At 72.9% G+C, this 14,541-nt stretch carries 11 protein-coding genes; 10 read left to right on the forward strand and 1 reads right to left on the reverse strand.

The features are described from left to right. The first annotated feature begins 141 nt into the window (after positions 1-141). From STRIP9103_RS09905 to STRIP9103_RS09950, 10 genes are all read left to right on the forward strand, one after another. A complete protein-coding gene (locus tag STRIP9103_RS09905) occupies positions 142-819 on the forward strand; it encodes a class I SAM-dependent methyltransferase (RefSeq protein WP_048820008.1) in 678 nt (225 codons plus the stop codon). After that, positions 816-5,369 carry an alpha-(1->3)-arabinofuranosyltransferase domain-containing protein gene (locus STRIP9103_RS09910; RefSeq protein ID WP_009306814.1) on the forward strand — a complete coding sequence of 1,518 codons (4,554 nt, stop codon included), beginning with the start codon at positions 816-818 and terminating at the stop codon, positions 5,367-5,369. Before STRIP9103_RS09905 ends, STRIP9103_RS09910 begins: the two co-directional genes overlap by 4 nt. Next, the gene (locus STRIP9103_RS09915) at positions 5,366-6,802 is read left to right on the forward strand and encodes a hypothetical protein (RefSeq protein WP_009306753.1); all 1,437 of its coding nucleotides are present in this window, start codon (positions 5,366-5,368) and stop codon (positions 6,800-6,802) included. The genes STRIP9103_RS09910 and STRIP9103_RS09915 overlap by 4 nt, the downstream gene beginning before the upstream one ends. After that, positions 6,802-7,572, forward strand: coding sequence for a class I SAM-dependent methyltransferase (locus STRIP9103_RS09920; protein WP_048820009.1), 771 nt, complete (start codon positions 6,802-6,804; stop codon positions 7,570-7,572). Before STRIP9103_RS09915 ends, STRIP9103_RS09920 begins: the two co-directional genes overlap by 1 nt. Before the next feature lie 13 nt (positions 7,573-7,585). Then, the gene (locus tag STRIP9103_RS09925) at positions 7,586-8,503 is read left to right on the forward strand and encodes a hypothetical protein (protein ID WP_009306795.1); all 918 of its coding nucleotides are present in this window, start codon (positions 7,586-7,588) and stop codon (positions 8,501-8,503) included. Continuing rightward, positions 8,500-8,769 (forward strand): Trm112 family protein, encoded by a 270-nt coding sequence (locus tag STRIP9103_RS09930; protein ID WP_009306771.1) that lies wholly within the window; start codon positions 8,500-8,502, stop codon positions 8,767-8,769. Before STRIP9103_RS09925 ends, STRIP9103_RS09930 begins: the two co-directional genes overlap by 4 nt. Further along, entirely contained in the window at positions 8,766-9,596 is an 831-nt protein-coding gene (locus STRIP9103_RS09935; protein ID WP_009306806.1) for an FkbM family methyltransferase, read from the forward strand. The genes STRIP9103_RS09930 and STRIP9103_RS09935 overlap by 4 nt, the downstream gene beginning before the upstream one ends. Beyond that, entirely contained in the window at positions 9,562-10,170 is a 609-nt protein-coding gene (locus tag STRIP9103_RS09940) for a hypothetical protein (protein WP_048820010.1), read from the forward strand. Before STRIP9103_RS09935 ends, STRIP9103_RS09940 begins: the two co-directional genes overlap by 35 nt. A 198-nt stretch (positions 10,171-10,368) precedes the next feature. Continuing rightward, the gene (locus tag STRIP9103_RS09945) at positions 10,369-11,364 is read left to right on the forward strand and encodes an MEDS domain-containing protein (RefSeq protein WP_009306791.1); all 996 of its coding nucleotides are present in this window, start codon (positions 10,369-10,371) and stop codon (positions 11,362-11,364) included. Continuing rightward, on the forward strand, positions 11,361-11,825 hold the full coding sequence (locus tag STRIP9103_RS09950) for an ATPase/histidine kinase/DNA gyrase B/HSP90 domain protein (RefSeq protein ID WP_009306780.1): 465 nt from the start codon (positions 11,361-11,363) through the stop codon (positions 11,823-11,825). Before STRIP9103_RS09945 ends, STRIP9103_RS09950 begins: the two co-directional genes overlap by 4 nt. Here the strand turns inward: STRIP9103_RS09950 and STRIP9103_RS09955 are convergent. Further along, a complete protein-coding gene (locus tag STRIP9103_RS09955; protein ID WP_009306821.1) occupies positions 11,803-14,487 on the reverse strand; it encodes a LuxR C-terminal-related transcriptional regulator in 2,685 nt (894 codons plus the stop codon). The two genes, STRIP9103_RS09950 and STRIP9103_RS09955, sit on opposite strands and share 23 nt — an antisense overlap. Positions 14,488-14,541: the final 54 nt, after the last annotated feature.

Raw genomic sequence — 14,541 nt, forward strand, 5'->3', positions numbered from 1 at the left:
CGGGATCGTCTTGGCTGGTCACTCCCCCATCGCGGCGGAGCCGCACACGTCACGGCCTCGCGCCCCTTGAGGGGCGCGGATGCTCAGCGGCGCTTCAAAGATCCCTCTTTGCAGCGGTCCCTCGCTCTCTTTCGGGCCTTTATGCGGGAGCAGGAGGACCCCGAGTACTGCTATTCGCTGCTCGCTCGCGACGCCGTCGATCAGGTCGAGGCGTACGGCGGGGTCGTCGACGGTCGTACCGTCGTCGACGTCGGCGGGGGTTCCGGCTACTTCACCGAGGAGTTTCGGCGGCGGGGAGCGCATGCGTATCTCTTCGAGCCGGACTCGCGGGAGCTGGGAGCCGAGCCGCCCGACGGGGCCGTCGTCGCCGATGGGTATTTGTTGCCCCTTGGTGATGGGGTCGCGGATGTGGCCTTCTCCTCCAATGTGCTGGAGCATGTGGCCGATCCGCAGACGTTTCTCAGTGAGCTCGTACGTGTGACCCGGCCCGGCGGGCTGATCTACGTGTCGTTCACCAACTGGCTGTCCCCTTGGGGCGGGCACGAGTGGGCTCCCTGGCACTACCTGGGGGCGGAGCGGGCTCGGGCCCGTTATCGGCGGCGTACCGGGAAGGACGCCAAGCACACCCTCGGCGAGAACCTCTTCGCCGTGCACATCGGACGCACTCTGCGGCAGGTGCGCGACCGGGACGACGTGACGGTCGTGTCGGCGCGCTCCCGCTACTGGCCGTTTCTCGCGGAGACCGTCGTGAAGGCGCCGGGACTGCGCGAGTTCGCCACCTGGAACCTCCTTCTCATTCTCCGGCGGTGTCCACCATGACGAGCACGGTCCAGGCTCCACCTCCCGCGCCGGTACGGCCGGTCGGCACGACCGAGGGACCTCCTGCGGGCCCTCGGTCGCGGCGCTGGCTGCTGGGGTTCTGGGCCGTGGTGTTCGTGCTGCTCGTCGCCGTGCAGCCGGGGCGGCAGACCTTCGACACCAAGCTGGGGGTGACGACCGATCCCTGGCAGTTCCTGGCCGATCTCGGGCAGCTCTGGCACGACCGGGGCGGGTTCGGTGGGATCCAGGACCAGTACGTCGGTTATGCGTGGCCGATGCTGCCGTACTACGGGCTCACCGATGCGGTGGGGCTGCCGGTGTGGCTGGCGGAGCGGTTGTGGTTGTCGCTGATCGTGTCGGTCGCCTTCTGGGGAGCGCTGCGGCTGGCCGAGCGGCTGGGGGTGGGGAGTCCGCCCGCCCGGCTGGTGGCCGCCGCCGCTTACGCGCTGTGGCCCGTCTTCACCACCGTCGTCGGGTCCACCTCGGCCGCCGCGCTGCCGGGGGCCTTTCTGCCGTGGGTGCTGCTGCCGTTGACGAACGAGCGGTACAGCGCGCGGGTCGCGGCGCTGCGGTCGGCGCTCTTCATTCCCTTCATGGGCGGGGTCAACGCGGCGGCGACGCTGGCCTCGCTGTTGCCCGTCGGGCTGTATCTGCTCACCCGGCCGCGCGGGCCACGGCAGCGGAAGCTGATCGCGTGGTGGGTGCCGGGGGTTCTCCTGGCGACCGCCTGGTGGGTCATACCGCTGCTGCTGCTCGGGGTCTACGGCGAGAACTTCCTTCCCTATGTGGAGAGTTCGCAGACCACGACCGCCCCCATGTCCGCCACCGAGGCGCTGCGCGGCGCCGGGAACTGGGTGGCGTATCTGAACTTCGGTGAGGCCTGGCTGCCGGCCGGGTGGTCCGTCGCCGCCTCGGTGATCGTGATCGTGTGCTCGGCGTTCGCGGCGGGGCTGGGCCTCGCGGGGCTCGCCCGGCGGGACATGCCCGAGCGGCAGTGGCTGGTGCTGACCGTCCTCGTCGTCGCGCTCATCACGCTCGCCGGCTACGGGGGTTCCTTCGGGGCGCCCTTCCACGGGGTGGTCCAGGACTGGCTGAACGCGGGGCTCGCGCCCTTCCGGAACATCTACAAGTTCCAGACGGGGCTGGCGCTCGCGCTCGTGCTGGGGCTGGCGCATCTGGTGGGGGTGGCCGTACAGGAGCGTGGGGCGCGCCGGGTGCGGGGGCGGCGGTTCGCGCCGCTCGTCGCCGCCGTGCTGGTGCTTCCGGGGCTGCTGTGGCCGTATCTGAACGGCTCGGTGCTGCAACCGGGGTCGTTCCAGGAGCTGCCCAAGTACTGGCAGGCCACGGCGGACTGGCTGGAGAAGTACTCGCCGGATTCGCGGGCGCTGGTGGTGCCCGCCACCGCGCACGGCATCTACACCTGGGGCTCCACGATCGACCAGCCCCTCGACGTGCTCGCCGACTCCCGCTGGGCGCAACGCGACTACGTGCCCTTCGGCACCCCCGGCAACCGGCGCGCGATGGACGCGGTCGAGCAGGCGCTGCTGACCGGCGGCCAGGTCCCGGGGCTCGCGGACTACTTGAGCCGGGCGGGGCTGTACTACGTCGTCGTACGCAATGATCTGGACCCCGACCAGATCGGTTATGTGCCGACCACGACCGTGAAGCGGACCCTGGAGCAGTCCGGGTACGAGCGGGTGACGGGGCTGGGGCCGGTGATGACCGGCGGGCGGATCGCCGAGGACACGCCGCTGCAGGTCGAGGGGCTGTATCCGAGGCAGCGGGCCGTGGAGATCTACCGGCCGGCGGAGGGCGTGCCGCGGCCCGGGCAGGCCGGGCTGAAGGCGATCGCCGACACCGCCGTGGTCTCCGGCGGCCCCGAGTCGCTGCTGCCGCTCGCCGCCGACCCGCAGCTGCGCGACCGCGCCACCGTGCTGACCGGCGACAACCACCCCGGCCTCGGCACCCCTGCCGTCCAGGTCGTCGGTGACGGGCTGCGGCTGGCGGACACCCGGTTCGGGCTGGTCAACGCCAACACGTCGTACACGTACACGGCGGACGAGCGGAACCCGAGCGGGAGCGTGCAGGATCCGGGCAGGAAGCCGAAGCAGATCCTGCCGGTGCGGGGGCTCGGCCATCAGACCGTGGCCGAGCTGCGCGGGGCCGCGAAGGTGACCGCGTCCACCAGCGGCAACTGGCTGTTCCACCTCCCCCAGTACGACCCGGTCAACGCCTTCGACGGCGACCCGGCGACCGCGTGGGCGGAGGGGGCGCCCGGCTCGGCGAACGGGCAGTGGCTGCGGATCGACTTCGACGAGGCGCTGGAGCTGCCGTCGACGTTCGAGGTCACGCCGTTGCCGCAGGACGGGGTGCGGTCGGCGCCGACACGGATCAAGGTCGAGACCGAGCGGGGCTCGCGCTCCACGAATCTGCAGGCCGACGGGTCCACGCAGACGGTCAATGTCCGTCCCGGCGACACCAGTTGGCTGAAGATCACGATCCTCGACTCGGCGGAACGACACGCCGGGATCGTCGGCGCGGGCTTCTCCGAGATCGAGATCCCCGGCGTCGAGGTCACCCGGATGCTGCGGCTGCCCACCGACGCCGAGGTCCCCGACGTCACGGAGGCCGACGCCGAGGTGATCTCCCTGCACCGGGCCACCGACCCGACCGGCCTCTCCCCGACCGGCACGGAACCCGGGCTGCACCGCACCTTCGCCACCTCCACGGCGGGCACGTACGAGGTGAGGGCGACCGCCGTACCCGTGCCGGGCGAGGACCTCGACCAGCTGCTGTACGACGTCGCCCCCGAGCAGCAGACCCGGATCACGGCGACCGCCGACTCCACGGCCGCGCTGGGCGCCGGTCTCTCGCCGCGCAATCTCACCGACGGCGACCTGACCACGGCCTGGATCGCGGGCGACGACCCGACCATCCATCTGAGCTGGGGCGACAAGTGGCCGATCAGCTCGCTCGTCCTGGCCCCGGCGGGCGGACTGTCGACCCGGCCGACCCAGGTCGAGATCAGCTCCCCGGACGGTGCCGTCATCGCCGGTGTCGACGAGAACGGCTGGGTCCGCTTCGACCCGATCACCACGGACCAGCTCGACATCACCATCACCGAGACGGCCCCCCTCACCCTCCACAACCCCGTCGCCGACGACGATCTGCGCCTCCCGGTCGGCCTGACCGAGGCCTACATCCCGGCCCTCGACCAGTACCGCACCCCGCAGCCCGCCCCCACCCGCGAGTTCGAGCTGCCGTGCGGCGAGGGCCCGGTGGTGGAGGTGGACGGCAAGTCGTACGAGACGAGCGCGAAGGGGACGGTACGGGACCTGGTGGAGCGCCGCGCGATCGAGGTGACTGTCTGTCAGGGCTCCGCCGTCAACCCGGAGTTGGAGCTCGGCTCCGCCGACCGGCACACCGTCGAGTCCGAGGACTCCGGCGCCCTGGCCGTCACGGATGTCACCCTGACCCGGGGCACGGTCGCCGAGCCCTCCGCCACCGGCCGCGACCTCGGCATACGGGACTGGCTCGGCGACCGCCGCGAGGTGACCGTCGGCGAGGGCGCCGCCTCGTACCTCACCACGTACGAGAACTTCAACGAGGGCTGGACGGCCACGCTGGGCGGCCGTGAACTCACCCCCGTACGCCTCGACGGCTGGCAGCAGGGCTGGCGGATCCCCGGCGGCGCGGGCGGCACGGTCAAACTGTCGTACGAGCCGTCCGTCACGTACGAGGCCGGGCTGATCGGCGCGGGTGTGGGGCTGGCGGCCCTGGTCGGCCTCGCCCTGTGGCGCCGCCGGGAGCCCAACCCGGACGCCCCGCAGCCGGTGCCGCCGGGCCCGGGGCTGTGGCTGGGCACGGTGGCGCTGACGCTGGTCGGAATCGTGATCGCCGGCTTCTTCGCCCTGCTGGTCCCCCTCCTGGCCCTCCTCGCCTGGAAACGTCACGCCCTCCTCGTACCGATCGCCTTCCTCGCCCTCACCGGCGCCGGTATCGCCGCCGCCGTGGGCGCGGGCGAGCCGGTGGCGGCGGACGAGGGCGCGTTCGGGCCGGTGGCCCAGCTCCTCGCGCTGATCGGGCTGTTCGCGGCGCTGGTGACCGTGGGGGCGGGGGCGGGCGTCGGGTCCACCGCCGCCGAACGCCCTGGCTCGACGCTGGAGTTCGGGGTACCGCCGGGGGCGGAGGCACCGACGGAGCCGTTGCCGCAGCGGAGGAGGACGACGGGGCGGGCGGCTGCGCCGAGCGCCGCGGCGCCTGCGGGGACGGGCGGCGGCCCGACGGGGAGCGCGACGGGTGGTCCGGCCGCCGGGCCGACGATCTCCGCGCGCGGCCCCGGTTCCCCGCAACCGAATCCTGCCCCTGCCTCTGCCCCTGACCCTGACCTCGACCCTCCGACCCGGCGGATCCCGTTCACGAAGCCGAGGTTCAGGGCGACGCAGCCGGATGACGAGGGCGGCCGGGGCGGGAGCGGCGCGGGCGGTGTCAACGGCACCGGCGGCGCCGGCAGTGGCACCGACGGGAAGGAAAGGGGCGAGCCGACATGACCGCACTGGAACACCCCGCCCGCGACGACGCGACCCGTGCCCCCGTCCGCATCCCCTTCCCGGTGGTCGACGAGATCTCCCGCCACTGCCTCCAGGAGGAGGAACCGGAAACCGTCCACATCGAGGTCCACCTCCCCGGCCGCGTGGACCCCGACCGCCTACGCACCGCCTTCATCGCGGCCCTCCACCAGCACCCCCGCATCCTCATGCGCGAGGTCCCGGGCCACTGGTACAGCCGCCGCTACGAGTGGGAACTGACAGCGGAGCCGGAGGTGGAGGTGGTGAGGTTCCTGCCGCCGGGCCCGCACGCGTTGCGCGACGCGAGAACAAGGGCCCTGATGGAGGCACCCCCGCTGTCCTTGTCTCCGCCGATCCGCTTGGAGGTGGTCGCGGGTGCGGGACCGGCGGTGGGCAGCGAGGCCAGCGACGATGTGGGCCACGCCGTCGGACGCACGGAGGCGGGGCCGACCGGGGGGAGGTTCCGCGACTCGGCGGTACGAGGTGCTGCTGCGGAGCCGACGCGCAACGGCACCGTCCTCTTCCTCACCATCAACCACACCGCCCTGGACGGCCCGGCCTGCCTCCGCATACTCGCCACCGCAGCGGAGCTGTACGGCGGCCGGAACAACTCCCCCACCGCACCCCCAGTCCGTTCCACCACCCCCGAAACAACACCCCCCGCCCCGGACACCCCCTCCAACTGGACCCCACCCGCCCGAGTAGCCCCCGGCACCCCCCAGCCCTCCCCCGGCAACGGCATGCTCGTCACCGAACTCCCCGTCCCCCGCCGCCCCAAGTCCGCCCCGTACACCGTGAACGACCAACTCATGGTCACCACCGCCCTGATGCTGGCCCACTGGAACCGGGAACACGGCGCGACCCCCCGCCCCCTCCGCATCACGATGCCCGTGGACGACCGCCCGAGGGACACGGACATGCCGATAGGAAACGGCACCCGCCTGGTCGAAGTCCCGTTCAGTCCGAGGGAGTTGGACCCGACCCACACCCCCACCCCCGCCCTCCTCCGCCGCACGGCCGAACGCACCCGCGCCCTGAAGTCCCTCCCCCGCCCCCAACTGGGCCACGGCGCCTCCCTGCTGACCGCCCCGGTCGTCCCGGTGGCGTGGCGCGCCGCCCTCACCCGCGGCCTGCGCCGAGCCGCGGCCCCATGGACATCGACGACCCTGCTCAGCAACATCGGCCGCATCCCGTACGCGCTGGACTTCGGCGAGGAGGCCGGCCGCGCCCACGCCGTATGGTTCTCGGCCCCGGCCCGTATGCCCCGCGGCCTCACGGTGACGACGGCCGCCACGGCGGGCCGCCTGCACCTGGCCCTGCGCTGGTCCCGCGCCCTGCTCAGCCACGGCGACGGCGCCCATCTCCGCGACCTCTTCGAGCACTACCTGCACAAGACGGAAGAGGACACCTCGTGATGCCGACCACGACACCCGCCCCCGGCACCCCGACCCACCGCGCACGACCGGGACTTCGCGACTTCTACGAGAACCCGGCCGTCCCCGTGGCCTCCGGCACCCCCCGCACCCTCGCCCAGGCCCGCATGCTGGCAAAAGCCCTCGGCCCACCCGCCGGAGGCAGGCGCACGATCCTCGACATAGGCTGCGGCGACGGCACCGCGGCAGCCACCGCCGCCCCCCTCCTCCCCGGCCACCACATCATCGGCATCGACTGGTCCCAGGACGCCCTCAGACGCGCCCGCACCCGCCTCCCTTACGCGATCCGAGGTGAACTGACCGACGGCGGACTGCCGTTCAGGTCGGACTCGGCGGACGCCGTGCTGTTCAGCGAGGTGATCGAGCACCTGGTCGACCCGGACGCCGCGCTCGACGAGATCCGCCGCGTTCTGCGCCCCGGCGGCCATCTGATGCTCTCCACCCCGAACCTCGCCGCCTGGTACAACCGCGCCCTGCTGCTCGCGGGCGTCCAGCCGGTGTTCTCGGAGGTGAGCCTGCGCGGCATCCACGGCCGCCCGGGCACGGAGGTCGTGGGGCATCTGCGGCTCTACACCGCTCGCGCGCTACGGGAGTTCGTCGCCGCGTCGGGCTTCGAGGTCGTACGACTGCGCGGGGCGCCCTTCCACGGCGTGCCGCGCCCGCTGCGCGCGCTGGACCGCCTGGCCTGTGCGGCCCCGTCGGCCGCGTCGATCCTGCTGCTGCACGCGCGGAAGCCGTCGCGGGGGGCGTGACATGTGGTGGGGAGTGGCCGCGGCCCTGCTGGCGAACGCCCTGTACAGCACCGGATTCGTGCTGGAGAAACGGGCGCTGACCGCGCTGCCCCAGGTGACGGTCCGGCAGCCCGTACGCCTGCTGAGGCTGGTCCTCGGCAGTCCGCTGTGGATCGGCGGCTCGCTGGCGCTGGCCGCCGGGTTCGCCGCACAACTCGCCGTGTACCGGACGCTGCCGATCGCCGCCGCGCAGGGCATCTTCGTATCGGGTCTGGTGCTGCTCGTACTGCTGTCGGCGCGGCTGCTCGGCGAGGAGACGACGGGCCGTGAGCGGTATGCCCTCGGGGCCATCCTCGCCGCACTGCTGATGGTGGTGCTGTCGCTGGACGAGGGCGCCGACACGGTCAGCCGCGGGGCCCCGTACGCGCTGGTCCTCACGATCTGCCTGCCCGCGCTGGCGACCGGCGTGTGGCTGTACCGGTCAGCCGAGCGACGCGCCCGGCACCGGCACCGGCTGCCGACCACGGGCGTGGAGTACGGCGTGGCGGTGGGCCTGCTGTACGGCGTCAGCTCGCTCGCGATCAAGGGTGTGTCGAGTTATCTGACGGCGAGCGGACCAGGGGACGCGGTACTCGGCCTGCTGCGCTCCCCGTACCCGTACCTCCTGCTCTTCACCGGCGCCTTCGGTCTGGTCATGTCGCAGGCCGCGCTGCAACGCTGCCGGGCCTCGCTGATCGTGCCGGTCTGTACGACGGTGACCTGTCTGTTCACGGCCGTGCTCGGCACGCTGTCGTTCGGTGAGTCACTGCCGGACGATCCGCTGCGGCTGGCGCTGCGGCTGTCCGGCACGGTGCTGGCGGTGGCCGTCCTGCTGAGCATGCCCAAGCACGACACCCCGCCGCCCGCGCCGTCCGAAACCCCCGACCCCGCCAAGGAGTTGACCCCGCCATGAGCCCCGACGACCCGCTGCTCCAGATCCTGGCGTGCCCCCTGGACAAGGGCCCGCTGCACCTGGTGCGCCACGAGGAGGCCAAGGACGGCCTGGAAGCCCCGGAAGGCGACCGGCCGGACCCCTCCGAGACGTCGGAGTCGCTGTACAACCCCCGGCTGCACCGCCGTTATCCGATCGTCGACGGCATTCCCCAGCTGCTGCCGTCCTCGGGCGAGCAGGTGACGGAGGACGAGCACGAGGAACTGCTCAAAAGGATGTCCTCATGACGACGCTGGCCGCCCGTCTCGCGCCTCTCCTGCCGGAGCGGCTGGTCGCCGCGGCGGCCCGGACCGTCTATCCGCGCTTCGAGCCTGAACTGGCCCGGCTGGACGAGCTGTGCCCGCCGGACTGCGGTACGGCCGTCGATGTCGGCGCCTGGTACGGCCCCTGGACGCGCCGCCTGTCCACACGGGCCCGGCGCGTGGTGACCGTGGAGCCGGTGCCCCGGCTCGCCCGGCTGCTCGCCTCGGCCACCCCCCACAACGTCCGCGTCATCCAGGCCGCCGCCTCGGACCACCCGGGTACGGCCCGGCTGTGGCTGCCGCCGGGAGACCAGGGTGAGCGGGGTGTGTCGTCGCTGGTCCGCCGTGACATCCACGCCCGCGCGCTGGACGTCCGGTGCGTCACCCTCGACGGGCTCGGTCTGACCGACGTCGGCTTCATCAAGATCGACGTGGACGGCAACGAGCTCGCCGTCCTGCGCGGCGCGACCGGCCTCCTCGTACGCGACCGCCCCGCGCTCTTCATCGAGCTGGAGTCCCGTATCCAGCCGATCGCCCCGGTCGTCGGCCTCCTCGGCGGCCTCGGCTACGCGGGCTGGGTCCGCCCCGCCGGGACCTGGCTCCCGCTCGACCCGGCCGCCCTCGAAGCCCACCAGGCGCGGACGTCGTACGTCGTCTCCCGGGGGCTGCTGCGGCGCGTGCTGCCGTTCTCGGGGCCTCGGTATGTGAACTCGGTGCTGTTCCTGCCGGACGGGCGGCGCCCGGGTGGGCCGTGCGCCTCCGGCGGGATGCGCCACGATGGGGCACATGTCCTCCGCGAAGCGCGCCGGTAGCCCTGGTGGCTCCTCCGGTCCGTTCACCCCGCTCGACTTTCAGCTCGTGTTGTTGCGGCGTATGGCCGATCACAACCCCGGGCTGGTCGAGGATGCCCGGCGTGAGCTGGGGGTTTCCATCGGGGAGATGCGGGAGGCGAACAAGCGGTGGCAGGCGATGGTGCGGGCGCCCCGGGGGCGTGGGGCCGCGTCCCGGTACCGCTCGGTGTTGGGTGTGCCGGAGTCGGTCGTGCCTCGGAGGATCGGGGATCTGGAGTGCGAGGCGTGGTTGTGGCCGGTGCCGTTGTGGGCCGATCTGCGGTTCGAGGTGCTGGTCGGGCCGAACCGTGCGGTCTGGAACGAGTGGCTGGTGCGGGCGCCGGGTGCGCCCGGGCCCGAGTTGCGGACGCTGGAGGATCTGACGCCGTGGTCCTGCACGGTCGATGAGGTGGCGCGGGCGTTCGCGCCGGCTCGGCCGTTGGAGGGGTCGGCGCCTACGCGGTGGGGGTTGGCGTTCATGGCGCCCGACCGGCAGGGGGTGCGGCGGGAGTGTGTCGCCGAGTTCACGTGGGGGCTGTTGCAGCGGGTTGCCTAGGCGACGGGACACAGGCCCCGGCTGTCAGGGATCGCCCCTTCACGGACATACTCGGTCGGCCGTTGCCCTGAATGTCCCCGAAAAGCGGCGCCGGTACGGAAATCGGTGGTCAGCTGACGGATCTCGGTCCTAAGGGACCTACGGTCCGTGCAGAGTCCTGATCTGTCCCGATCCCAAGTCTCAAGGGGAGGCGCCCCCATGACGACCGAACGCCCCGCGAAGCGGACCGTGCCTGTCGAACGGTTGCGGTTGGGTGATCACGCCTGTATGGGGCCGGTCGATGTCGACGGGGAGTCGCCCTGGAAGGTGTTCACGGCGTACACGCGGACGAGTCTGGCGCGCCGGGAGAAGGTTCTGCTGGTCATGGACCCGGACGATCTGAGCGACGACGAGGTGGTCGCGCTGCTGGACCGGGGCAGTGGGCAGGTGGTGGCGGCGCGGGAGAGTGGGCAGCTGTCGGTCAGGCGGAACACGGAGGTGTACGTTCCGGACGGACGGTTCCAGGAGCAGCGCACGCTCGACACCTATCGGGGTGAACTCGATCGGGCCCATGACGACGGCTGGTCGGGGCTGCGGGTCACCGCCGACATGGGCTGGGCGCCGCGGATCAACCTCGCCCAGGACCGGCTGCTGGACTACGAGGCCTCGGTGGCGCCGCTCTTCGCGAATCCGCTGTTCACCGCGATCTGCTGGTACGACCGACAGCGGTTCGACGACGGGATGGCGGCGAGTGCCGCCAAGGTGCATCCGCTGCGGGTCATGGAACGCCTCGACTCACTGGAGATCACGGAGACCCCGGAGGGCGGCCGGATCGCCGGCACCGCCGAGCTGAGTACGCGGACGGAGTTCGTCGAGGCGCTGCGCGCGGCCCTGGAGCGGCGCGACGACTCCGGGCCGCGTCGTCTCGTCCTCGACCTGCGGGACCTGTGCTTCATGGAGGCCCACTGTGCGTGGCAGCTGATCAGCCTCGCCTCGTCGCTGCCGACCGGCAGTGAGGTCACCGTGCGCTGCGGGGAGTTGCTCGGGCTGGTCCTGGAGCAGCTGGGCGCCCGCGAGGTGCCGCAGTTGGTGGTCAGCGTGGAGGAGGAGCCGGAGCCGCCGGAGCACGAACGGGAACGGGCACGGGAGCACGAGCAGGGTTGTCGGGAACCGGCTCAGGGGCACGAGCAGGGTTGTCGGGAAGGGGTGCGGTGAGCGCGGGCCGGCCGTTCGAGGAGAGCGGCGGGGAGCGCGGCGGGCAGCGGCTGCTGTGGGCGGGGCTCGACGCTGAGGAACTGCCGCTCCTGCGCGTCCTGGTGACGGAGTGTGCCCTTCGGGCCGGGCTCTCCCCGCCCTCCCACGGGGTCTTCGTCCAGGCCGTGGTGGAGAGCGCGGCCCACGCCGTGACCCACGGCGGTGACACGGGGACGATCGAACTGAGGGTGCTGGCAGGCGAGTTGCACTGCGAGATCACCGACGGCGGACCCGGGCTGCTGACCAATCGGCCCGAGGCCCACGGGCTGCGTCTCGCCCAGTCCCTCGTCCGGTCCCTCGCCGGCCGTCTCGAACTCCACACCACTCCCCGGGGCACCACCACGACCCTCTCCGTCCGCCTCCCCGCCCCGACGGCCCCTACGATCCCGGCCCCTTCCGCTACGACCGCGACCGCGCGCTGAACCAGGCCGCCACCTGACTGCGGTTGTGGAAGCCCAGCTTCACGAGGATGCGTTCGACATGGCCCTCGGCGGTGCGCCGGGCGATGACGAGATGGTCGGCGATCTGCTTGTTGGTACGCCCCTGCGCGACGAGCTCCGCGACCTGCAGCTCCCGCCGGGTGAGCGGGACCGGGTCGTCGACGGGGGAGGCGGGGGCGGGGTGAGCGGCGGGGGCGGCGCTCCCGGCCCATGCCTCGCCGACCGGGCGGCTGCCGAGGGGGACCGAACCGCCGCGTGCGGGCGGTGCCGAACCAGCGCCCGCGGCCGGGGTGGAGCCGTCGCGTGCGGCCGGGGACGAGCCGTCACGGCCGGCCGTGGACAGGTCCTGACGGCCCGGTGGGGACGAATCCCTGTGACCGAACGGTGCGGCGCCCCCGTGTCCCGCCGCGACCGGCCCGTTGCCCTTGCGTACCGCCGAGCCGGTGCTCGTCCGTACCGCCGATGCCGCGCGCCGTCGTACGGGCCCGGTGGCGTCGTCGTGCGGCTCGCCGAGCGCGTAGGCGACGACCTCCTCGACCGACAGGGTGCCGCCGTGGCGGTGGGCCCGTTCGTAGGCGGCGTCGCCGAGGGCCTGGCGGGCGTGGCGTTCGGCGACGCCGGGGCGGCCCGGTCGCGGGGACTTCACGGGGTTGCCGCCGATGTCGTGCCAGATCCGGTCGACCGCGCCGCGCAGTACACCGGCCCGCTCGGCGCCGCCCGCCAGGGCCTCGACGGCGGCGAGCAGATCGAGCGTGCGGGCGAGACTGTGGTGCTGCTGCACGGTGTACGGCAGCCGCAGACAGGCACGCGCGTGCTCGGCGGCCCGTTCGTACTCCCCCGTCGACCAGTGCGCCAGCGCGAGCGTGCGCAACGCCCAGGCGCGGGCCCACTGTTCGCCGTGGGCCTCGCACAGGGCGACGGCCTCGGCGCACAGCGGGACGGCCTCCGCCGCGCGGCCCCGGCTGACGAGAGTGCAGGCCAGTTCGACGCGGGTGAGGACGACGAAACCGGTCGTGGAGGTGCGGGCCCGGCCGGGGCCGAGGGTGGCTGCCGGTACCGGCGGCGGGGCGGGCACCGGGAGTTCCCTGTCGGCCACGGCAGCGGTGCGCTCCGGGTCGAGGCCGGACAGGACGGCGGCCGAGCGGCTGTGCACCAGCGAGGTGAGGGCGCCCACCCACAGCGCCCGGGTCAGCGCCACGTCCGGTGCGGCCCCGGCCCGCAGCGCACCGTCCATCCAGTGCCGGCCCTCGGCCCAGTTGCCGCCCGCGACCCAGTGGAACCACAGGAGGGAGGCCAGCCGGAGCCCGTGCTGGGCCTCGCCGGGGGTGGTGAGACAGAAGTCCAGCGCGGCCCGGAAGTTGTCCTGGTCGATCCGCAGCCGCTCGGTGATCTCCGCCTGGTCCGGGCCGAACCAGGCCTGCTCGTACTCGGCGCCGAGCCGCGCGAAGTGGTCCCGGTGCCGCCGCCGGGCCTCGGTCGCCCCGCCCAGCTCCTGAAGCCTCTCCAGCCCGTAGTCGCGCAGCGAGACCAGCAGCCGGTAGCGCACCTGACCGCCGTACTCCTCCCGCACGAGCACCGACTTGTCCACCAGCCCGGCGACGGCGTCCAGGACGTCGACCGACTCGATGCCCTCTCCGGCCGACTCGTCGCCCTCCCCACCGGGGCCGGAGTCCGCGCCGCCACCGGTGGCCCCACCCGTCCGCCCGCCGCCGCAGACGGCTTCCGCGGCGGCCAGGTCGAAGCCGCCGACGAAGACCGACAGCCATGCCCACACCAACTGCTCCTGCGGGGTGCACAGTCCATGGCTCCAGTCGACGGCGGAGCGCAGCGTGCGGTGGCGGGGCGCGGAGACCGGGCTGCCGCCGGTGAGCAACTGGTAGCGGTCGTCGAGCCGTTCGACGAGCTGATCCACGCCGAGGGCGCGCACCCTGACCGCCGCCAGCTCGATGGCGAGCGGCAGCCCGTCGAGGCGTCGGCAGAGCCGGGCCACCGCCTGCTGGTTGCCCTCACCGATCGTGAAGCCGGGCACCACCGCCGCCGCCCGGTCGGCGAACAGCCGCAGCGCGGGGAAGTTCTCGACCGCTGACGAAGCCGCCGAGGGGTCCGTCGACGGGGCCAGTTCCTCCGGTGCGGGCGCGGACAGCGGGGGCACCTCGAAGAGCTGCTCCCCGGCCACCCCGAGCCGATGCCGGCTGGTGGCGAGGATCCGTACGCCCTCGGTGGCGCTCAACACGGTCCCCGCGAGCACCGCGCAACTGCGCAGCAGATGCTCGCAGTTGTCGATCACGATCAGTAACTGCCGCTCGCGCAAGTACTCGACGAGGATCTCCAGCGGCGGCCGTACGCTCGCGTTGCGCACACCGAGCGCGTCGTTCACGGCGTGCGGTACGAGCACCTCGTCCCGCAGGGCGGCCAGTTGCACGAGCCACACCCCGTCCGGGAAGGCCCGCGCGACCTGTGCCGCCACATGGCCGGCGAGCCGGGTCTTGCCCACCCCGCCGGGCCCGGTCAGCGTCAGCAGTCTTCCCGCCGACAACAACCGCCTGACTTCCGCCGCCTCGTCCCGCCGCCCCACGAAGCTCGTGAGCTCCGTCGGGAAGCCGGAAGTGCGCCGCGACTCCGATCCGCCCACGACCCCGGTCACGCCCTCAGTTGTGGTTCCCGTACGCGCTGTTGTAACCCCGAAGGGTAGGCAGCG

This window comes from Streptomyces ipomoeae 91-03, from assembly GCF_000317595.1.
Taxonomy (GTDB): Bacteria; Actinomycetota; Actinomycetes; order Streptomycetales; family Streptomycetaceae; genus Streptomyces; species Streptomyces ipomoeae.